A 20,239-nucleotide genomic window follows, 5' to 3' on the forward strand; every position below is an offset into this window, starting at 1 on the left:
TGAGGTCTCCTGATTTGCGGCCTGTCAGCCGCCGTAACCGTAAAGCCGGGGCAGCCACAGCACGGTGCCCGGCACGAAAGTGATGATCGCGAGTCCGACGATCATGATGATGAGGAAGGGGACGAGATGCCGGATCGTCTGGCCGATCGGGGATTTGGTGATCCCGCTGACGACGAAAAGCAGCAACCCGTAGGGTGGCGTCGCGAGCCCGATCATCGTGTTGACCACGACGACCACTCCGAAATGCACCGGGTCCACGCCGAGCGACACCGCGGTGGGCAGCAGGATCGGCACGATCACCAGGAGGATCGCATTGGCTTCCAGCAGGCATCCGAGAACCAGCAGGAGCACGTTGACCAGAAGCAGGAAGGTGACGCGGTCGAGCTGCATGTCACCCAATGCGCCGCGGATCTCGTTCGGGATCTGCTCGACCGTGACCACGTAGTTGAAAGCCAGCGCCCCGGCGATCAGGATGCCCACGCTCGCCGTGGATCGCGCGGATTGGCACACGGTCTCATAGGCTGCGCGCAGGCTGACGGAGCGGTAGAGGAAGGTCGAGATCAGGAAGGCATAGAGCGCGGCGAGCGCGGCCGCCTCGGTGGGCGTGGTGATGCCGCCATAGATGCCGACCAGAAGGATCACCGGCATCAGCAGGGCGGGGACGGCGCGCAGCGTGATGCGGGGCATCTCGCGCACAGGCACGGGCACTTCCACCGGGAAGCCGTGACGTCGAGCCTGGATCGCGTTCATCACCATCAGCAGAAGCGCGAGGATCAGACCGGGCCCCACGCCGCCGAGAAAGAGGTAGCCGATCGAGGTGTCGGAGACGAGCGCATAGAGCACCATCGGGATCGAGGGCGGAATGATCGGGCCGATAATCGCGGCGGCGGCGGTGATCGCTCCGGCATAGGCCGGGGGATATTTCCCGTCCTTGGTCATCAGTTGGATGATGATTTTGCCGATCCCGACCGCGTCGGCGATAGCCGAGCCCGACATGCCCGAGAAGATCAGCGACGACACGACGTTCACATGGCCCAGCCCGCCCCGGAAGCGCCCCACCAGCGCGCGGCAGAAATCCAGCAGCCGGTCGGAGAGCGAGCCGATATTCATCAGGTCGGCCGCGAAGATGAAGAGCGGGATCGCCAGCAGGACATAGGAGCCGTAGAGCCCGCGCAAAACCTGCTCGGCGGCGATGCTCATGTCTTGCTGTTCGAGCAGAAGATAGAGGATCGAGGCCCCCAGCATGGCATGCCCGATCGGCAGGCCGACGATGGCGGTGGCGACGATGGCCGCCACGGCGAGGGTGAATTCCCAGCTCATTCGGAGAAATCCTTGCGCGCGACATGCGTCAGGTCGGGATTGTCATCTTCGGGGCCCTGACCGCGCAGTTCTTTGATCAGGATCCAGCCATAGCGCAGGATCGTGACCGCCGTGAAAATTGCAAAAACGGAGAAGACGTAGCTGAAGGGGATCTTCATGTAGGCCGTCTTCTCGATCTTCATGAAGGAGATGTAGCTGAGGACATCCGGCAGTGAGGCCGCATAAATCCCGACGATGAAGAGCGAGAACAGGATGCGGAACACGCGGCGCACCTTGGGCCGGACCGCGCCGTAGATGATGTCGAAGCGGATCTCGTCTTCTTCGCGCGCTGAGACGGATTGCCCCCACAGCACGACCCAGAGCCACGCGATGACGCAGAGCTCGACCGTCCAGCCGACGGGGTGGTTCAGGACATAGCGCATGAAGACCTGAACGATGAAGGCCAGGAACATGGCGGCCAGAAGCAGCGCCGGAACGGCGTCGGCCAGACGGCGCGCTACGTTCCGCCAGCGGCGGCTCGTGTTTTGCATCGGTTTGCCTTTCGAGGGGCGAAGGGCCGACACGGCCCCCCGCCCTCAGTGTGTCCGGGGGTCAGGCCTGGATCGCGTTGATCTGTTCGAGCATCCCCTCGGGCCAGCTCTTGGCGAAGTCGCTGGCGAGATACTTCTTCTGGGCGTAGTCCCGGAAAGCGGCGCGGTCGGGTTCGTAGACCTCGAGGCCCTGTTCCTTGAAGAAGTCCACCAGTTCCTGCTCGCGCTTGAGGTGCTCCTCGGTGCTGGCGGCGATTTCCTTGTCCACGGAGTCCTTCAGCAACTTCTGCTGATCGGCGCTCATATCGTCCCAGACCTTCTTGGAGATACCAAGCACGTCGAAACCGACGAGGTGGCTGGTCAGGGCAATCTGGCTCGTGACCTCATAGAACTTCATGTTGTAGTCGTTCGGCAGCGGGTTGTCCTGACCGTCGATCGCCCCAGTCTGGAGCGCGGTGTAGACCTCGGAATAGGCCAGCGGCGTCGGGCTGGCGCCGATCGCCTCGCCAAGGAACTGCCACGCGTCGCCGCCCGGCATGCGCAGGGTCATCCCCTTCAGATCCTCGGGCGTGTTGATCTTCTTCTCGGGCTTCAGATTGACCTGACGCGCGCCGAAATAGACCGGCGCGAGGACATGGAGCCCGGCCTGCGCGGCGAGATCGTTCAGCTGCTTGCCCACGTCGCTGTCGAACACGGCTTTCATATGGGCCGCATCGCGCAGCACATAGGCGGCGGTCAGGATCGACCATTCCGGCACCTGATCGGCCAGCTTCTGCGGCGCGACGAGGCCCATTTCCAGCGTTCCGCGCTGGATCGAGGTCAGTTCGCCCCCTTGGGGAACAAGCGTCGACTGGTTGTAGACCTGCAGGTCGAAATCCTTGGCGACATCCTCGGAAATGCGGGCGAAGGCCTTGGCGCGAATGTCGTTATTCGACACCACCGAAGACAGGCGGAGCCGTTTGCGATCTTGAGCGAATGCAGTGCCTGCCATCAGGGTCGCGGCTGCACCAGCGGCCCCTGTCGCCAGCACGCTGCGGCGAGTCAATTTGGTCATAGTTCCTCCCTTTCGCCGCATCGAGAGCGGCTCATTCAATTCGGCATCTCAAATTTCATATGTCAACTTTAAAAATATCATACATTTTTATTTTTGACGTACAAAATCACGAGCGGGTGTTCTTCTCCACCCGCTTGCCGACTGTCAGACGCCGTCGTTCAAAGAGTTCAGGGAACGCGACCGGTCGCCAGAATGTGGTCGACGCCGCTTTCGACATGGGAGATCAGCAACTCTACGGCCGCATCCGCATCGCGGGCCAAGGTCAGGTCGCGCAGGCGAATGTGATCTTCCTTGGCCTTCTCGCCGCGGAATTCCAGAATGATCATGTGATAGCGCATGAAGCGATCGAAGACCGAAGAATGCGTGCGCATCAGGTTCGGCCTGTCGCACGCCGCGATCATCGCGAAGTGGAAATCCCAGTCGTGACGCACCCAAGGTTGCACCGGGCCGTCGCCGCCCGCGATCAGCTCGCGCTCGATCGTCTCCAGTTTGTAATGCGACGAGACGACCCCCGCCTCCCACTCGATATCGCCATTCGCGATGGACTGGCGCAGAGCGTGGGTCTCGAGCAGCAGACGCAGGTCGGCCAGATCCCGCAGGTCGGCCTTGCTGATCGGCGCCACCTCGAAGCCGCGTTGTCCTTCAGCGGTGACGAGCCCCTCATTCGTCAGGCTGCTGAGCAGTTCGCGCAGCGTCGTCACGCTGATATCGTATTTCTTGCGCAGCAGATCGAGCTTCAGCTTCTGCCCGGGTTTGAACCGCCCATGCACGATGTCGCCACGCAGGCGTCGGTGGGTGATGTCACCGACAGTCTCCCCGGGATGTCCACTGATATCGAACTTATGTATCTTCACGTCGCGCGTCGATCTATTGCCATTGCCTTCCGCTTATCGCCTTGCGCGAGGCATCATCCAAGCAATTTATCCGAATTCAGGCGCAATCCGCTGAACGTGCGACAACCTTTGATACCGAAAAACCACCGGCGACGGCGCAGCCTCATGCAAGCTGCCGAAGGGTTTACGAGCTGAGCAGACACGTCCCTACTGCACTAGCCCTCGGTAATGCGCCACCAGTTCGTCCGAGTTCGCGGGGCTGAGAACACGTTTGCCCGCCTCGATCTCCTTGGCCATCTCGACGACCTTGCGGTTCATCGGCGCGGCTTTCCCCTTGGCTTCGAGAATATCGACAACGAGCCCGTTCACCTCGTCGACCTCGGCCCGCCTGCCCTTGCGCCAGTCCTGCAGCGAGGTCGTCAGCGTGTCTTCGCGCGAGAAAGTGCGCAGCACCTCGTCGAAGATCTCGTCGACAAAGCGTTCTGGGTGGTTGCTCATGACCGGCGGCATCCCGATGATCGGCATGACCGTGGCGCCGTCGGCCAGCGCCGCGTCCATCGCCTCGTAGCCTGCCTTGCGCATTACCTCGAGAAACTCGGGCTGGCGCGCGGCATCGTTGAGTGCCGTGTCGATGATCGCCGAGGGGATCAGCTCCGCCGCATTCACCACGAGCTTCATCCATTTGGCGGAGTGGATATCCTCCACGACTTCGACGGTGCCGGAATGGCGCAGGATATTGGCGACCTCCTCCACGCGCGGCTGCTGCTCGGGGTCGAGCGCGCCCAGCGCGAACCAGCTTTCATCGGTGTCGTTCTGGCGCGTGGTGATGCCGGGTTCCCACATGTTCGAGGCGATCTCGATCACCGCGCCGATCGTGCGATGCTTGCCGACGATCTCTGCGATCGCCTCTTGGGTCATACCGTTCTGCAGCCCCACGACGAAGCCGTGCTCCGCCAGAACCGGCTTGATCATCTCCGCCGCCCAGCGCGTGTCGTAGGCCTTCACCACCATGAAGACGAGATCGAAAGGTTCCTTAATTTCGGCGATCTCGCACAGGTGCAGCGCCTTGACCGGCGTGTGCAGCTGGCGGGTCGGCATATTGACCGTCAGGCCGTTCGCCCGCATCGCTTCGACATGCGCGGGCCATTGGTCGATGAAGGTGACGTCCAGACCTGCGAGCGTGAAATCCGCCGCGATGGAGGCACCCTGCGCACCGGTTCCGATGAAGGCGATGCGGGGAAATGGGGTATGCTTGGTCATGGGTCGTGTCTCCTCGGTTGCGGTCATTGCATGATCATCCCGCCGTCGATCTGCAGGCATTGGCCGGTCATGTAATCGGAGTCCGGCGAGAGCAGGAACGCGACCGTTCCGGCCACGTCTGCCGGCGTCGATGTGCGGCCGAGCGGGATCCCGGCGGCGAAGTTGCGCAGCGCCTCGCCCGGCTCGGAGGAGACGCCCATTTCCATCAAGTCCTTGTCGAGCACCGTCCAGAGATCCGTCTCCACCACTCCGGGAGCGAAGGCATTGGCGGTGATTCCGTGCGGCGCGAGCGTGCGGGCCGCGGCCTGCGTCAGGCTGATGACGGCGGCTTTGCTTGCGCAATATGGGGCGAAATCACCGAAGCCGGCGCGACCGGCCATCGAGGCGGTATTGATGATCTTGCCTTTCCGCTTGGCCGCGATCATCGCCTTCGCCGCTTCCTGGATGCCGATCATCACGCCCATGCCGTTGACCGTCATGACCTGCGTCCAGTTCTCCTCGGTCGTCTCGAGGAACGGCTGCGGGCGGTTGAAGCCTGCGTTGTTGACGATGGCATGAAGAAAGCCGAACTCCGCCTCGCAGGCGGCGATCGCGGCCCGGGTCGCCGCCCGGTCGGTGACGTCGGTCTTGCAGAAAATCGCTCGACCGCCCTCTGCGGTGAGGGCCTTAGCCGCCCCCTCGCCTGCCACGTCGTCGAGATCGGCGATCACCACGCCATATCCAGCCGCCGCCGCGCGCCGGGCGATTTCGAAGCCGATGCCCCGCGCGGCCCCCGTGACGACGACGCCTCCCATCTCGTCTTTGTCCGACATGATAGCCTCCCCGCTCACTCGGTCCGATGCAGCACGAAGTCGTAATTGGACTCCCACAGCGTCTCGCCGTTCTCGACCGGGGTGAACTCGGCGATCAGGGATTCCTTGACGCCGAACACCGCATCCGAGGTCAGGTATTTGTCGCCCGCCACGAAGGTATGGGTCGTCACCGGGTCGAAACCCTCGGCGCTCACGATGAAATGCATATGCGCGGGGCGATACGGGTGACGCCCGAGCTTGCCCAGCATCTTGCCCACCGGACCGTCGTCGGGGATCGGGTAGGAGACCGGCTTGATCCCCTCGAACCAGTAGCGCCCGTCCGGCCCCGTGGTGAACACGCCGCGATTGTTGTTGCACGGCTGAATGTCGGGCTGCTGAACGTCGTAGAAGCCGTCCTCGCTGTCCGACCAGACATCGATCCGCGCGCCTTCGACCGGATTGCCGTCGAGATCGGTGACGGTGCCATAGAAGCGGCAGGTCTCGCGCCCGCCCGCTTGTGTGATGTTCGCGCCCATCTCGTATTCCGGCACGCCATCGACATGGAACGGCCCGAGCACCGTGTTCTCGGTCGCCCCGGTCGGGCGGCGGTTGTTGATCGCATCGACCAGCATCGAGACGCCCAGCACGTCGGAAAGCAAGATGAACTCCTGCCGGTTCTCGTCGCAGATCTGGCCGGTCTTGGTGAGGAAATCGATCGCGATATCCCACTCGGCTTGGGTTAGCTCGACGTCCTTCACGAAAGCATGCAGGTGACGGACGAGGCTCGCCATCACGGTCTGGAGGCGCGCATCGGTGCTCTCCGAAACCCGGGCGTTGACGGTTTCGACCGAGGCGTCCTCGGTGAAATAGGCGATCTTCGGCTCTTGGGTCATGTCATTCATTCCTATCAGGTCGTGATGGGCCGCTGACCGGCATGGGCGCGGGTCAGCAGGTCGAGAATGCCGTCGCGCGTGATTTCGCGCGGGTTTTTGTAGGGGTTCTGGACGGCCATATCGGCGGCGCGCGCCAGATCGCTTTCCTTCAGGCCAAAGTCGGCCAGCGCGAGCGGGGCCCCGAGGGAGCGCGCGAAGTCGTAGAGTCCGCCACCCAGGTCGCCGTCGAACAGCTCGGTCGCGCGCGCCAGTTCGGCAGATGCCGCCCCGGCGTTATAGGCGGCGGTATGCGGCAACAGGATCGCGTGGGTCTCCGCATGGGGCATGTCGAACCCGCCACCGAGCGTGTGGCAAAGCTTGTGATGCAGCGACATGGCGACCGCGCCCAGCACGGTGCCGCAGAGCCACGACCCGTAGAGCGCATCGGCGCGGGCTTCGCGATCCTCCGGCGTCTCGACGATCCGCGGCAGCGCCGATTTCAGCGCACGCACACCTTCGACCGCCATCAGCGAGGTGACGGGGTTCGCGTCGGGCGCGTAGAGCGCCTCGACCGCATGAGCCATTGCATTGAGGCCGCTCGCAACGCTCATCGCGACCGGCAGGCCCAGCGTCAAATCGGGATCGTAGATCACGGTTTCCGGGCGGATCTTGGGATCACGGACGGTCGTCTTCTGCCCGTTCTCGGTCTGCCCGAGAATATCGGTCACCTCGGAACCGGCATAGGTCGTCGCGATCACCACCTGCGGGGCGTCGTTGCGCCAGGCGATGGCCTTGCCCAGACCGATGGTCGAACCGCCGCCAAGCGCCACGACGCAATCGGCCTTGGTCTCGTTATAGACTTCGAGCGCGGCCTCGGTCACGGCGACCGGCGTGTGCATCGCAGCGTCGGTGAACGTTCCGGCCGCCATTTCCCCGAGCTTGTTCGCAAGCGCCTCGGCATCGGATTTCTGGAACGGCGTCGATAGGATCAGTGCACGGGCGCAGCCCAGTCTCTCCACCTCCTCGGCGACGTTCGCCAAGGTCTCGGAGCCAAAGACGATGCGCCCCGGAGTGGATGTGTAGATGAACGCTTCAGGCATGGTTCCTCCCTGCGCCTCGCACAGACGAGGCGTTGAATTGAGCCAGCGTGGGCCACGAGGTTACTCCTCGCGGCGCCGACGCGCGGTCGTGTAGATGAGCGCCGCCACGAGGATCAGCACCCCCTGGAAGCCGTATTGGTAGGCCTGCGACAGACCGAGGAAGGACACGGCGTTGAGCACTTCGGTCAGAAGCACCGCGCCCAGCAGCGAGCCGATGAAGGTGCCGCGCCCGCCGAGAAGGCTGGTGCCGCCCAGCACGACCGCGGTGATGCTGCCCAGCGTGTAGTTCACGCCTTGCGCCGGATCGCCGACGCCGATCTGCGCCATCAGCATGATCGCACCAAGTGCGGTCAGCAGCGACACGGCGATATAGCCGAGCACGAAGGTCCGATCCGTGCGTATCCCGATCCGCCGCGCGGATTCCTCATGCGAGCCGACAGCGCGAAGCTGCCACCCCGCCCGCTTGCGACGCAGGCCCAGCTCCATCGCGATGGCGATCGCAATCATCACGACGAAGGCGACCGGCACGGGGCCGAAGCTGCGGGTGAGCGTGTCGATCACGTCGAAGGAGATGTAGCCGCCCGGACCTTCGCGCAGCACGAAGCTCATGCCCTGCAAACCGATGAACATCGCCAAAGTGGCTGCGATAGGCGTGAAATTGGCGAAGCGGATCAGCACGCCGTTGATCAAGCCGACGACGATCGCCGCGCCGAACATCAGCGCGAAACCGAGCGCCATCGTCGTGGCCGGGCTGCCATCGTTGATAAAGAAGGACCCGATCACGACGAGGAAACCGGCGAGCGGCCCGACCGACAGGTCGATCCCGCCCATCAGCAAGGCGATGGTCTGCCCCAGGGCGATGAAGCCAAGCGCGGTGGCGAGGATCAGGATATTCGAGACGTTGAAGGACGACAGGTAATTCTCGTTCTGCGCGCTTACGAACAGCGCGAGCAACACAGTCACCAGCGCAAGCGGCACGATCGTCGCGTTATCGGTCTGCACGAAATGGCGCAGCTTCGCGCCGAAGCCCTCTTTCGCGCTCCGTTCCTCGGCCACGTGATGCGCATGCGTATCTGCCTCGACCGCAGCCCCCACGATACGGGCCTCGGTGATGTCGTCTCCGCGCAGGGTCTCGACGATGCGGCCCCGCGACATGACCAGAACGATGTCGCACAGCCCTTCCAGTTCCGCCGCATCCGAGGAGTTGACGATCACCGGGGTGCCCGCATCGGAGACTTCGCGCAGGATCCGGTAGATCTCGAAGCGCGCGCCGACATCGACGCCCTGCGTGGGTTCGTCGGCCACGATGAAGCCCGGCTCCGACAGAAGCGCGCGGGACATCACGATCTTCTGTTGATTGCCGCCCGAAAGCTGGGACACCTTCGCCTCGACGCCCGCGGCCTTCACCGCCAACGACGAGAACACCTCCTGCACCTTCTGCATTTCCTTGCCGCGATCCAGCACGCCGCTCGAGGCATATTTGTCGAGCGAGGCGAAGGTCGCGTTTTCCCGGATCGTTAGATCCGCGGCGAGGCCTTCGGTATGGCGATCCGACGGCATGAAGGCCGCCGCGTGTTTCAGCTCTTTCGGCGAGAGGGTGCGACCATAGAGCTTGATCGCGCCGCGATAGGGCTGAAGGCCGACCAAGGCGCGCATCAGATCGGACTGGCCGTTACCCTCGACACCGGCGACGCCAATGATCTGGCCGCGTCCGAAGGCGAAGGCCACATCCGAGAATTTGCGACCGCTGAGGCCTTCGACCTCGAAATTGATCGGGGGATTGGCCTCGGCGCATTTCGGCGGGAAGGCAGAGGCAAGACGGCGCCCGACGATCAGGTCCAGAAGCTGCGAATTGCTGATCTCGCTCGCCGGCGCGCTGCCCCGGTGGCGGCCATCGCGCAACACGGTCACGCGGTCCGCGATCTGACGCAACTCGGCGAGACGGTGGGTGATGTAGATGACGGCGGTGCCGGAGGCTTTCAGCGCCCGCACCTTCGCGAAAAGCATATCCGTCGCGTCCTGATCAAGCGCGGCCGTCGGTTCATCCAGAATAAGCACACGGGGCTGGACGGCGAGCGCCTTAGCCAATTCCAGCAGGTGTTTCTGCGCGATGGTCAGGGTATCGACACGCGCGTTCAGCGGCACCTCGAGGCCGACCTCTTCCAGCAGACGCTGGCCGACGCGGTCCTTGCGGTCGCCCTGGAAGACAGAGGCAGGCAGCGAGACCTGCAGGTTCTCGAGCACCGTCATGTCGGGCAGGATCGCCGGGTGCTGATAGGAGATCGCGACGCCAAGCGCCGACGAGCTTTCCGGCGAGAGCGGCATCACGTCCCGCCCATCGAATTCGATCCGGCCGGTGCTGGGCTGCAGAACGCCGGTGATCAGGTTCATCAGGGTCGATTTCCCGGCCCCGTTCTCACCCAGGATCGCGTGCACTTCGCCCGCGTGAATGTCGACGCTCACGTCGCTCAGGGCGCGGACCGCCCCGAAGGATTTCGACACGCCGCGCAAGCGGATCACGGGGGTGCCCGTTGACGTTTCGCGGAGCCCGTCCGCCTTCTCCATCGGTTCGATTTCAGCCAATGCTATCATCCGTTTAGTTCCGCCGATCTGAGGGGTTGGCGCGGGTATCTCCGGGCGGATCGCGCCGCCCGGAGACAGGGGAGGTTACTGGCCGACGGCCTTCGCCTGCTCGTCACCCGAAAGCTGAGCAGAGAGATAGATCGCGCCGGGCAGATCCGAGCGACACTGGACGGGGTTGGGATCCCCATCGGTCGAGTCCTCGAAGTTCGGAGCCTTGAAGATTTCTTCCGACGGCGGGGTGCCACCGGTCGCTTCTGCGATCGCCCATTGCACGGCGAGACGAACGTTGTCGTTGCCGGTCGCGACCGTGAAGAGCTTGAAATCAGGGTTGTCCGCGTGGGTCTTCTCCCAGAAGCAGCCGAGCGAGTTGCCGTCGGACGTCGCGAGCGCCGGGATCGAGCGGTCGAAATTCGCGAACACCGGCAGAGCGCCCACGAGCGACGGACCGAAGTCGGACACGATGACGTCGATATTGTCATGCTGCGCGATGGCGGCCGACAGCACCTGCTGCGTCAGGGACGGATCCCAGTTGGTGACCGCGAAGGGGTCCGGGTTCAGGAACTTGTAGCTGTCGTCGAGGATGTTCTTCATCCCCTTGAGCTCGTCCAGACCCTGGCTGTTGCCCGCCGGGCCCGACAGGAACAGGATGTTCGCGCCGTCCGGGAAGTTCTCCTTGATCCACTTGCCCCAGCTTTCGCCATCATAGACGAAGTCGGCACCGACGAAGCGGGTGTAGTTCTTGCCAGCCTCACCGCCAACATTCACGCGGTAGGGCACGACGACCGCGCCGGAGCGATAGGCTTTGGTCAACGCGGGCAGGATTGCCGGGCCGGCATCGCCGAAGACGACCATCGCGTCGACACCGCGCGCCGCCATCGAGTTGATGTCGGAGATCGCCTTCTGCGTGTCGCCCTGACCGTCGGCATAGTAGTAGTCGGTGATGCTCGGACACTTCGCGGCTTCCTCCTTGCCCGAAGCGGTCGTCACCAGACGCCAGCTATTGCCCCCGAAACCGTCGAGCAGCGCCAGCGAGGCTTTGTTCGGGCCGCACCAGGAGGGTGCGTCCTCTGCGCTGGCCGCCGAGGCCGAAAGGGCAATTCCAAGCCCCAGCGCCATATAGGCAGCGCATCCTTTCAGGTTAGACAGTTTCATGGTTCTCCTCCTCTGTAGAACTTGTCTGTTCTTTCTTGAAACGGGTCGTCCATTCGATCGAGTAGACCCCGATGCCGAATACAAGAGCGAGCGCCTGCACGATGGTCTGCGCCGAGTAAGGCACACCGATCGACAGAGCGAACTGGCTGAGCTGATTGAGAAAGAAGGCGGCGATCACGACCGAGATCGGAAAGCCGCGCCCTCCCAGAAGCGATGTCCCTGCCAGCACCACGACGGCGACCGAGGGCAGAAGCAGGCTGTTGCCCTGAAATGCCGTGGGTTCGCGGGTGATCCCTGCGATCAGGATGCCCGCGGTGCAGTAAAGGATCTGCGCCGCCACATAGGCCATCGCCTGATAGGGTTTGACGCTCAGCCCCGCCGCGCGGGCCGCCTTGGGATTGGCCCCGATCGCCTCGAAGCGACGGCCAACCACCGTCTTTTTCAGGCCGAAGGACACGAGGGCCAGAATGGCGAGTGCGAACAGCACCGAATGGGGAATACCCAGGGTCTGACCGCCCGCGATATGGGCCAGCAAGTTCGTCGTGATCCGCGGCACGCCGCCCGAGATCGCGAAGACAGCCGAGAACAGAAGCGCGTTCATTCCGATGGTCGCGACGATCGCGTTCAGGCGGAAATAAGCGACCATGATGCCATTGAGCACCCCCGCGGCGAGCGCGAAACCGACCGCGATAATAAGTGCAGGCAGAAGTCCCGCATCCTGGCCATTGGGCATGTGGGTCGCGATCACCACCGCGAGCGATACCGAGCCCGGCACCGACAGATCGAAGCCGCCCTGCTGCACCACCAGCATCTGGCCGAGCCCGACGATGCCAAGCACCGCCGCGAAAGGCAGGCTGCCCATCAGCGACCCGGCGGTGACCGCCGAGGGTGCGAAGATGATGCAAAGGAGGATGAGCGCCAGCGTCGAGGCGACGATGGTCACGAAGCCCTTCGACAGGGACATCGAAGAAAGTCCCATCGAACCTCCGAAGCTATGCGGCGTCGTCTCAGCCATGTTTTCTCCTCCTCCCTCGCGTCGCGTCTCAGCTGATTTCCAAGGTGACCTTGACCGCCTTGTCGGGCGACTTGCCCAGATCCAGCGCGGTCATCGCGTCATCAATCTTGTAGCTGTGGGTCTGGATCGGCGAGAGATCGAGCCCGGTGCGTTCCAGGAACCGGATCGCCGCCGGCCAGACGCCGGGCGAGCCGATGCAGCCTTTCACGTTGAGGTTCTTGATCTGGATCTTGCCCAGCTCGACCGGGAATTTCTGGCCGATATTGATGCCGACCATCGAGACATCCCCGTCGTCGCGGGCATAGTCGAAGACATTGGCCAGCGAGGCCGGATGGCCCGCGCATTCGACCACCAGATCGGCGCCGCCCTTGGTCATCTCCTGCACCGCTTCGATCGGATCGCCGTCGGTCGGATCGATCGTGCCGTCCGCACCGAGCTTCATCGCGATCTCGCGGCGCAGCGGCACCGGGTCGACCACGATCACGCGGGCGCCCATGCCGATCGCGGCAGCAGCCGAGACGAGGCCGATCGTGCCGCCGCCCGAGACGACGACCGTATCCGCCGCGCAGACGCCACCATGGCGCAGCACCGCGTAATAACCGCAGGTGAAGGGTTCGATCAGCGCGCCTTTCGCGTCGTCCACCGCATCGGGCAGCTTGTGCAGCCATTCGGGACGTGCCGCGAAGAATTCGCGATCCGCACCGTCCATCGAGAAGCCGAAGTGGTGGATACGCTCGGGCGTGTTGATCACGCATTCGCCGACCACACGATCGCCGGGCTTGAGCCCGTCGACATTCTTCCCGACCTCGACGACTTCGCCGACCCATTCGTGGCCCGGAACGACCGGATAGGAAATCGGGATGATGTATTGACCGGCCAGCAGCTCGTAATCCGAGTGGCAAATCCCGACGCGGCGCGACTGGATTAGCACCTCGTTGTCCGTGATGCCGGGCGTCTGCACCTGCGTCACGATGGGCTTGTTCGGTTCGTCGAAGATCAGGGCTTTCATGTCAGGCTCCAACTTTCGCTGCGGCGGGTTGCGCCACGCGTTCGATTTGACCGCTGCGGGAGGAGGCGAAGACCGCCTCGAGCAGCGCGATATTGTCGACCAGATGATCGGCGGTGATCGGGTAGGTTTCCTGTCCGCGCACGGCGCGGGCGAAACTCACCAGGTTGTCCTTCACGGGCTCGGCCTTGCCGATCTCGACGGTCTCGATCGGCCCGCCAGCCATAGCCGAGGTGACGATCCAGCCATCCGGCGCCTCGACATGCGCCTTGTCGCGGATGTCGATCCAGCCTTTCGAGCCATAGACCGTGAAGCGGGACATGAACGGGTTCGACAGAGAAGCCGACACGTAGGAGGTCCCTCCCCCGGCGAATTTCACATAGGCCGCGACCGTGTCGCCCTGCGGCAGTTCCGAAGACAGCTGCTCGCAGATGCACAGCACGCTTTCCGCGCGGCCCAGAAGGCGGACCGACAGATCGAGCAGGTGAATGCCCGTCGCGGTCATGCCGCCTGCGGGTGCTTCGCTCGCCTGAACGCGCCAGTTGCTCGGGTCCATGCCGACGAACTTGTCGTGGCTGAAATTGGCCTCGATCTGCTGGATACGGCCCAGCTCTCCTGCATCGGCCTTCGCCAGCATCTCGGCGATCGGCGGCTCCCAGCGGCGCTCGTGGCCCATGCCGAGAACCAACCCGGCCTCGGCGCAAAGCGCGACCGAACGGGCGGCTTCTTCGGCGGTGAGTGCGAGCGGCTTTTCGCAGAAGACATGTTTGCCTGCCGCGACCGCCTTGGCGATCTGATCCGTGTGCAGAGAGTGCGGCGTCGCCAGCACGACAGCCTCGACCTCGGGATCGTTCAGCGCATCGGCGTAATCCGCGCTGAGAGTCACGCCTTTCTCGGCGCAGAGATCGCGCACCCCGTCCATGTTCGGCTCCACCGCGCGGACGACCGTGATGTCGTCGGGGGCGCTCGACAGAACGGCGAGCATCTTCTGCCCCCACCAACCCATGCCCACAAGGGCGATTTTTACCGGCCCCGACATCAGCGGTTATCCACGCGCTTGGAGAACGGACGGATCGAGACGGACTTCCACAGACCGACCTTCGCGAAGGGGTCGTTGCGGTTGAACTCTTCGACCTCGGCGAGGCTGTCGGCCTCCAGGACGAAGCAGCTGCCGATCATGGTCTCTTCGTCGTCGCCCAGAAGCGGGCCCGAAATCACCGTTTTCACCGGTGCCTGGGCCAGATAGGCCTTGTGGTCCTCGTAATTGGCCAGCCGCTTATCGACGGCGCCGTCATGGTCGAGGCAATGGATTACGTAATGCATCTCAGTCTCCTCACTTCGCCGGGATGATCTTGCGTTCGCGCAGCTCTTCGAAGACGTCGAAGAAGCTGTCGGGCGTGCTCTGATAGGCGTCGAAGCCCAGCTTCCGGCTGTTGGTCATATCGGTGAAGCATTCCAGCTCGCGGCCGAGATCGGCGTCGCTGTGCCACCACGAGGCGAGCTTGGTCACAGGGATGTCCTGCAGCCCATATTGAGCCACCATCTCCGACCAGATTGCGGGCGCATCCGCCATCTGCTCTTCGAGCGGCGTCGTGTGACCGGGGTATTCCGCGACCTCGAGGCCGAAATACTCGGCGATCCGCGCCCAGAGCCACGTCCAGCGGAAGACATCGCCATTTGCGGTGTTGAAGGGTGTGTTCGCAGCTTCCGGCGTCGTCGCGGCCCAGTAGAACTGTTTGGCGAGGATGCGCGCATCGGTCACATCGGTGACCGCGTTATATTGCTCGGGCGAACCGGGATAGAGGAACGGCTTGCCGGTGTGCTTGCAGATCGAGGCATAGACCGCGAGCGTCACTGCCATGTTCATGTAGTTGCCGACGGTAAAGCCGATCATCGTGTGCGGGCGGTGCACCGACCAGGTGAAGCCGTATTTCTCGGCCATCTCCAGCAGCACATCTTCCTGCGCGTAGTAGAAGTTCGGCCCCGGCAGACGCGGGCTCGACTCGAGGAAAGGCGTGTAGGGCGTGACCTTGGCGTAGTCGTCGAACGAACCGAGGTAATGCTTGAGGCCCGTCACCAGCGCGCCGTGCTTGATCGGCGCGCCTGCGATGCCCTCGAAGAGGTTGCGCACCATCATCCCGTTCACGCGGACGTTCTCTTCCTCGTTGGCCTGACGCGACCAGGTGCAATAGAACACATGCGTCACGTCCTTGGCCGCAGCCAGCGCGGCCTTGCTGGCTTCCGCATCGGTCAGGTCTGCGGCAATGTGCCGGTCGGACCACTCGAGATCGACATCGCTGCGCGACACCGTCACAACCGTCCAGCCGTGAGATTTCAATTCGCGCGCGGTGTAGCTGCCCGAGAGGCCGGTCGCCCCGACAATCAACGCAATATTCTGTTCAGCCATGGGTCTTCGCCCCTTTCTTGCAGTTCCGTTTCGTCAGGTGGTGACGAGAATTTTCAGATGTTCCCCGGCAGGATCGAGAAGCGCCTCGAAGCCCTTGTCGACGACATCTTCCGCCGCGATCCGCGAGGTGATGACTTTCTCGATCGGGAAATTGCCCGAGGCGACCATGCGGCCGATCCGGGGCCAGATTTGCGTCGGGTAGCACCAGGTCGCTTCGACCGAGATGTCCTTGAGCGCCCAGAGCATCGCATCGATGCTGGCGGGTTTCATGTGCAGCCCCACCTGCACGACCTTGCCCTGGCGGCGCACCGCTTCGGCGCAGGCGTTGAGCGAGGCTTCGAGCCCGACACATTCAAGCGCGACATCGACGCCGACGCCCTCTTCGGTCAGATCGCCGACGACGGTCGGCAGCTCGCCGCTGCGCGGGTCGACGACATGCGCATAGGGCGCGATTTCCGAGATGATCCGGCGACGGTTCGGGTTCGGCTCCGACACGATGATCGTGCTCGCACCCGCCGCCCGGGCCGACAGCACCGTCAGCGCACCGATCGGACCGGCACCCGAGACAAGAACGGTCGAGCCCGCCTCGACGCCGCCGCGATCCACGCCGTAAAGCGCAACCGCAGCCGGCTCGATCATCGCGGCCTGGTCATCCGTCAGCCCCTCGGGCACGGATTGCGCGTTGTAATCCTTGATGACGGCTTTCTCGCCCATGCCGCCCCAGGCCCAGCTCAGGCCGATGCAGCCCAGTTGCGGCGAGAGGTGATAGAGGCCGCGCTTGCCATAGTAGTCATTGCGCGGCGCCACGAGAGGCTGAACCGAAATGCGCTCGCCGACCGAGACATTGCTGACCTCGTCGCCCACTGCGAGAACCTTGGCGGAGAATTCATGGCCAAGAATCTGCGGGTTGGACGCGCCAGTATAGATATGCGGTTCGGACGGGGTGACGATCGGCCCCGCGATATATTCGTGAAGATCGGTGCCGCAGATGCCGGTCACGATCGGCGCGACCAGAACGTCATCCGGCGCCAGTTTGCTCGACGGTTCTTCGACATCCTCGACGCGGATGTCCTTCGCTCCGTGAAAACGAACAGCTTTCAAAGCTTTTCCTCCCTTTCCAAGTCTCGCGATCCTCTGGGTCTGCCGGGATCACCCCGACATCGAGATCGCCATTTGGCTGCGACGATTCGTAACAAACCAATCCGGCCATCACTGCAGAAAAATTTCCGCTTCGGATAAATTACATCCATCACCACCGTTTTGGCGACGTAATGTCGGCCCAACACATAAGTGGGAGATATAAGCATGAGCCAGACCCAGGTGGCAGACACTGATCAGATCGATACGCAGCAGACGCTTGGCTGGATCGGCGTGGGCAAAATGGGCGGCCCCATGGCGCGCAACCTCGTAGCGAGTGGCGCGAAACTTCTTGTCTCCGATCCGGCGAAGGACAGTCGCGATCGGCTGACCGCATTGGGCGCATCCGAGGCCGCGTCGATCTCGGACTTTGCTAATGCGGGTATCGTCTTCTCGACGCTGCCGAACGATCAGGCTTTGCTGGATGTCGTCGGCAATGGCGAAGACGCAGGCCTCGCAACCACCTTGCCCGCGGGCGCGACGCTGGTCGAGATGAGCACAGTCTCCCCCGAATGCTCCGAAAGCGTTGCGAAGGTTCTCGCAGCCAAGAAAATCAACTATGTCAGAGCGCCGCTTTCCGGCAGCACAGACATGGCGGCGAGTGCCGCGCTCACCGTGCTCGCCTCGGGCGACCGCGAGGGCTGGGACGAAGCGCTCCCCTACATCCGCAAACTCTCTGCACGGCAATTTTTCCTCGGAAATGGCGAAGAAGCGCGCTACATGAAGCTCGTTTTGAACACTCTGGTCGGCGCCTCTTCCGCGGTGCTCTCCGAAGCCTTGGCCATAGGCGCCAGCGGCGGCCTGACCCGAGCCGATATGATGGATGTAATTTGCGAAAGCGCAGTGGCCTCGCCGCTGTTCAAATATAAGCAGAAGCCGGTCGTCGAAGATGACTTCACGCCCGCTTTCACAGTGTCTCAGATGATCAAGGACTTCACGCTCATCAGCGAAGCCGCCCGACGCAACAGCGTGCCGCTGATGACAACCGGCCTGATCCTCGAGCTTTATAGAAGCGCCTCGAACGCGGGTATGCAGGACGAAGATTTCTTCGCATTGGTGAAATGGCAGGAAAAGTTGTCGACAAGATGAAATTGGCGGAGCAGCATTCGGAGGCTATGCAACCTCAGGATGCTGAACTCACAAGTCACGAGTTGTCCCGGATCGTCGATTTCCTCCGGCAGCTTCGTGCGCCTTTCGACGCGAACATGCCCGGTGGCAAACCGGACGTGTATTTCAACATCACACTCGAACTGGTCGATGCGCATCTGCGCGTGAACCCGATAGACAAGTCGGGCCTGATCAGCCTCGCCGATGTGCCCTACAGCACCGGCAACCGGATGATCCTGAAGATGATTGAGGACGGCCTGATCCGGCAGGTGCCGCGCGGCAACGGCCTGAAGACGCATTTCCTCGAACCCTCCGACACCCTGCTCAACACCTTCATGGACTACGCGAGCTACGTGAAGGGGCACCTGGCGAAGACCTTCGGTTTGCGGCGCGGGATGGAGACCAGCGAATACTATTTCGGCGGCAGCTATTTCGCCTCGCAGATCATCTCCCCCGTACGCGGGGAGGACATCTCCTCGATCAACCTTGGCGATATCAAGTTCCTGCTGAACGACGACAACTACTTCATCGCGATGCGCAATATGTGGTCCGACTTCCGCAACGATTTCGGCAAGCGCAGCAGCTTCGATCTTCAGCGTCTGCCAGACCTTTATGCCAACACGCGGCGCACCCTTTCGGAAATGTCGCCGTGCTATGACGTCGTCGCGATGAACATGCCGTGGCTCGGGGAATTCGCGGAGCGTGGGGAGCTCGCCCCGCTGGACGATCTGATCTCGGATGCCGCGATCAACGCGCTGGATTTCCATCCTTCGGTCTGGGGGACCGGCAACTGGAAAGGGACGCAATACGGCATCCCGCTCTATTGCACGATCGAGATTCTCGCGGCCCGCAAGGATTTGTTCGAGAGCCGCGGCCTCGCCTATCCAAAGACCTTCGACGAGACGATCGCCGCCGCGCGGGAATTCCATAACCCGCAGGACGACTTCTACGGCATCGCGTGGAACGGTCAGCGCGGCATGCCCATCGCGAACTCCTTCATGTTCTTCCTCGCGGCCTGCCGGACTACCGTCATCGACATGCCGCTGCGCAATCAGGAGAGCTGGAGCTTCGACACGTTCGAGAAGCTGAAGCTTCAGATCGACACCGAAGACGCGCTCGAAGTGATCGAATACATGAAGCAGCTCGTCGAGGTGTCGCCCCCCGACATCGCGACGATGGATTGGGAACGGCGGATCCACTACTTCATGTCGGGTCAGACCGCGCTTGCCTATTGCTGGACGATGCGCGCGGCGCGCTTCGAGCATGAGCTGAGCTCTCGGGTGGCACGACGTGTCGCCTACCTGCCCCCACCGTCGCGCCGGATGCGTCGCGTGTCGGCCCCGATCGGCGGCTTCCTTCTGACGATCCCCGCCTATGTGGAGCCCGCGCGGCAGAAGCAGATCATCGATGCAATCGCATGGATGGTCTCGCCCGAGGCGATGAAAGAGCACGTAAAGAACGGCTTCCCCGTGGCTCCGCGCTTCTCGGTCTGCGCCGACCCGGAGGCGCTGGCCTCCTCGCCCATCGTCAGCATGGTCGACCGGATGGCGCGCAAGAACGAGCTGGTGACCTGGGCGCGCCCGCCGGTGCCGGAATTCAACCTGATCGAACGCACGCTCGGGGAAGAAATCCACGACATCGTCTTCAACGGAAAATCGCCCCAACGCGGCCTGAGAGACGCGGAGAACCGAATTCTCGACGCCGTCCGATCCGCGGGCTGAGACTGCTTCCCGCTGGCTGACCCCTCGCGCTCGGGAGTAACGCTTGGCTGACCAGCCCCGGGTCATCCAACCGGCCGAGACGGGCGCCCGGGTAGCGTTCATGCCGAGGGTTGCAGGTTGAAGCAATCGCCCAACATGCGGCATCGAGACGGCTATCCTGATGCTCTTCCCGGAATTTCTGACGGTGCTCCTCTCCCTCGTGGAGCGCGAGCGTGCGCTTCGTCACGTCGATTATTGGGTTTCTACCTCGACCTAGCTGACTGCAGCGAAGAAAGCGCGGGACCACGTGCTCGATCTGCATATGGCTATTCTCGACGAACGTTGTGGATCTAATTATTGGATGGCAGGTCG

The 20,239-nt window shown here is 63.0% G+C and carries 18 protein-coding genes; 2 read left to right on the plus strand and 16 right to left on the minus strand.

The genetic code is table 11. From position 1 onward, the window contains the following. Positions 1 to 24: 24 nt before the first annotated feature. The 16 genes from BMI91_RS18290 to BMI91_RS18365 all read right to left on the minus strand — a co-directional run bounded on the left by BMI91_RS18290 (position 25) and on the right by BMI91_RS18365 (position 17,024). Positions 25 to 1,320: a TRAP transporter large permease gene (locus BMI91_RS18290; protein ID WP_078606168.1), complete on the minus strand. Its 1,296-nt coding sequence runs from the start codon at positions 1,318 to 1,320 to the stop codon at positions 25 to 27. Continuing rightward, complete coding sequence (locus BMI91_RS18295; RefSeq protein ID WP_078542688.1) at positions 1,317 to 1,850, minus strand: TRAP transporter small permease; 534 nt, start codon at positions 1,848 to 1,850, stop codon at positions 1,317 to 1,319. Before BMI91_RS18295 ends, BMI91_RS18290 begins: the two co-directional genes overlap by 4 nt. Before the next feature lie 61 nt (positions 1,851 to 1,911). Next, entirely contained in the window at positions 1,912 to 2,904 is a 993-nt protein-coding gene (dctP, locus tag BMI91_RS18300) for a TRAP transporter substrate-binding protein DctP (protein ID WP_078522948.1), read from the minus strand. A 167-nt stretch (positions 2,905 to 3,071) separates the two neighbouring features. Beyond that, entirely contained in the window at positions 3,072 to 3,758 is a 687-nt protein-coding gene (locus tag BMI91_RS18305) for a GntR family transcriptional regulator (RefSeq protein WP_078522949.1), read from the minus strand. 186 nt (positions 3,759 to 3,944) lie between these two features. After that, on the minus strand, positions 3,945 to 4,997 hold the full coding sequence (locus BMI91_RS18310) for a ketopantoate reductase family protein (RefSeq protein ID WP_078606169.1): 1,053 nt from the start codon (positions 4,995 to 4,997) through the stop codon (positions 3,945 to 3,947). A gap of 23 nt (positions 4,998 to 5,020) precedes the next feature. Further along, entirely contained in the window at positions 5,021 to 5,809 is a 789-nt protein-coding gene (locus BMI91_RS18315; RefSeq protein ID WP_078606170.1) for an SDR family NAD(P)-dependent oxidoreductase, read from the minus strand. A gap of 14 nt (positions 5,810 to 5,823) precedes the next feature. Next, complete coding sequence (locus tag BMI91_RS18320; RefSeq protein WP_078606171.1) at positions 5,824 to 6,681, minus strand: intradiol ring-cleavage dioxygenase; 858 nt, start codon at positions 6,679 to 6,681, stop codon at positions 5,824 to 5,826. Between the two features lie 14 nt (positions 6,682 to 6,695). Continuing rightward, complete coding sequence (locus tag BMI91_RS18325) at positions 6,696 to 7,760, minus strand: maleylacetate reductase (protein ID WP_078606172.1); 1,065 nt, start codon at positions 7,758 to 7,760, stop codon at positions 6,696 to 6,698. 60 nt (positions 7,761 to 7,820) lie between these two features. Continuing rightward, positions 7,821 to 10,343: an ATP-binding cassette domain-containing protein gene (locus BMI91_RS18330; protein ID WP_208607996.1), complete on the minus strand. Its 2,523-nt coding sequence runs from the start codon at positions 10,341 to 10,343 to the stop codon at positions 7,821 to 7,823. A gap of 84 nt (positions 10,344 to 10,427) precedes the next feature. After that, positions 10,428 to 11,495 carry a substrate-binding domain-containing protein gene (locus BMI91_RS18335; RefSeq protein WP_078522954.1) on the minus strand — a complete coding sequence of 356 codons (1,068 nt, stop codon included), beginning with the start codon at positions 11,493 to 11,495 and terminating at the stop codon, positions 10,428 to 10,430. Further along, complete coding sequence (locus BMI91_RS18340; protein WP_208607997.1) at positions 11,482 to 12,510, minus strand: ABC transporter permease; 1,029 nt, start codon at positions 12,508 to 12,510, stop codon at positions 11,482 to 11,484. Before BMI91_RS18340 ends, BMI91_RS18335 begins: the two co-directional genes overlap by 14 nt. A 28-nt stretch (positions 12,511 to 12,538) precedes the next feature. Further along, positions 12,539 to 13,519, minus strand: a complete 981-nt coding sequence (locus tag BMI91_RS18345; RefSeq protein ID WP_078606174.1) for a zinc-dependent alcohol dehydrogenase — start codon at positions 13,517 to 13,519, stop codon at positions 12,539 to 12,541. Position 13,520: 1 nt separating this feature from the next. Then, a complete protein-coding gene (locus BMI91_RS18350; RefSeq protein WP_078606175.1) occupies positions 13,521 to 14,555 on the minus strand; it encodes a Gfo/Idh/MocA family protein in 1,035 nt (344 codons plus the stop codon). After that, positions 14,555 to 14,839, minus strand: a complete 285-nt coding sequence (locus BMI91_RS18355) for a YciI family protein (RefSeq protein ID WP_078606176.1) — start codon at positions 14,837 to 14,839, stop codon at positions 14,555 to 14,557. Before BMI91_RS18355 ends, BMI91_RS18350 begins: the two co-directional genes overlap by 1 nt. Positions 14,840 to 14,849: 10 nt before the next feature. Next, positions 14,850 to 15,923 carry an SDR family oxidoreductase gene (locus tag BMI91_RS18360; protein ID WP_078571707.1) on the minus strand — a complete coding sequence of 358 codons (1,074 nt, stop codon included), beginning with the start codon at positions 15,921 to 15,923 and terminating at the stop codon, positions 14,850 to 14,852. 33 nt (positions 15,924 to 15,956) lie between these two features. Next, a complete protein-coding gene (locus BMI91_RS18365; RefSeq protein WP_078606177.1) occupies positions 15,957 to 17,024 on the minus strand; it encodes a 2,3-butanediol dehydrogenase in 1,068 nt (355 codons plus the stop codon). A 204-nt stretch (positions 17,025 to 17,228) separates the two neighbouring features. Between BMI91_RS18365 and BMI91_RS18370 the strand changes: the two genes are divergently transcribed. After that, positions 17,229 to 18,149 (plus strand): NAD(P)-dependent oxidoreductase, encoded by a 921-nt coding sequence (locus BMI91_RS18370; RefSeq protein ID WP_078606178.1) that lies wholly within the window; start codon positions 17,229 to 17,231, stop codon positions 18,147 to 18,149. After that, positions 18,122 to 19,888, plus strand: coding sequence for an extracellular solute-binding protein (locus BMI91_RS18375; RefSeq protein ID WP_078606179.1), 1,767 nt, complete (start codon positions 18,122 to 18,124; stop codon positions 19,886 to 19,888). Before BMI91_RS18370 ends, BMI91_RS18375 begins: the two co-directional genes overlap by 28 nt. Positions 19,889 to 20,239 lie beyond the last annotated feature (351 nt).

Source organism: Thioclava sediminum, assembly GCF_002020355.1.
Lineage (GTDB): Bacteria > Pseudomonadota > Alphaproteobacteria > Rhodobacterales > Rhodobacteraceae > Thioclava > Thioclava sediminum.

Bases quoted from the DNA above. Each gene is read 5' to 3' on its own strand.
- BMI91_RS18345 (WP_078606174.1), bottom strand. From the start codon at position 13,519: ATGAAAGCCCTGATCTTCGACGAACCGAACAAGCCCATCGTGACGCAG.
- BMI91_RS18335 (WP_078522954.1), bottom strand. From the start codon at position 11,495: ATGAAACTGTCTAACCTGAAAGGATGCGCTGCCTATATGGCGCTGGGG.
- BMI91_RS18325 (WP_078606172.1), bottom strand. From the start codon at position 7,760: ATGCCTGAAGCGTTCATCTACACATCCACTCCGGGGCGCATCGTCTTT.
- BMI91_RS18360 (WP_078571707.1), bottom strand. From the start codon at position 15,923: ATGGCTGAACAGAATATTGCGTTGATTGTCGGGGCGACCGGCCTCTCG.
- BMI91_RS18310 (WP_078606169.1), bottom strand. From the start codon at position 4,997: ATGACCAAGCATACCCCATTTCCCCGCATCGCCTTCATCGGAACCGGT.
- BMI91_RS18320 (WP_078606171.1), bottom strand. From the start codon at position 6,681: ATGACCCAAGAGCCGAAGATCGCCTATTTCACCGAGGACGCCTCGGTC.
- BMI91_RS18350 (WP_078606175.1), bottom strand. From the start codon at position 14,555: ATGTCGGGGCCGGTAAAAATCGCCCTTGTGGGCATGGGTTGGTGGGGG.
- BMI91_RS18370 (WP_078606178.1), top strand. From the start codon at position 17,229: ATGAGCCAGACCCAGGTGGCAGACACTGATCAGATCGATACGCAGCAG.
- BMI91_RS18340 (WP_208607997.1), bottom strand. From the start codon at position 12,510: ATGGCTGAGACGACGCCGCATAGCTTCGGAGGTTCGATGGGACTTTCT.
- BMI91_RS18290 (WP_078606168.1), bottom strand. From the start codon at position 1,320: ATGAGCTGGGAATTCACCCTCGCCGTGGCGGCCATCGTCGCCACCGCC.
- dctP (WP_078522948.1), bottom strand. From the start codon at position 2,904: ATGACCAAATTGACTCGCCGCAGCGTGCTGGCGACAGGGGCCGCTGGT.
- BMI91_RS18295 (WP_078542688.1), bottom strand. From the start codon at position 1,850: ATGCAAAACACGAGCCGCCGCTGGCGGAACGTAGCGCGCCGTCTGGCC.
- BMI91_RS18355 (WP_078606176.1), bottom strand. From the start codon at position 14,839: ATGCATTACGTAATCCATTGCCTCGACCATGACGGCGCCGTCGATAAG.
- BMI91_RS18375 (WP_078606179.1), top strand. From the start codon at position 18,122: ATGGCAGGAAAAGTTGTCGACAAGATGAAATTGGCGGAGCAGCATTCG.
- BMI91_RS18315 (WP_078606170.1), bottom strand. From the start codon at position 5,809: ATGTCGGACAAAGACGAGATGGGAGGCGTCGTCGTCACGGGGGCCGCG.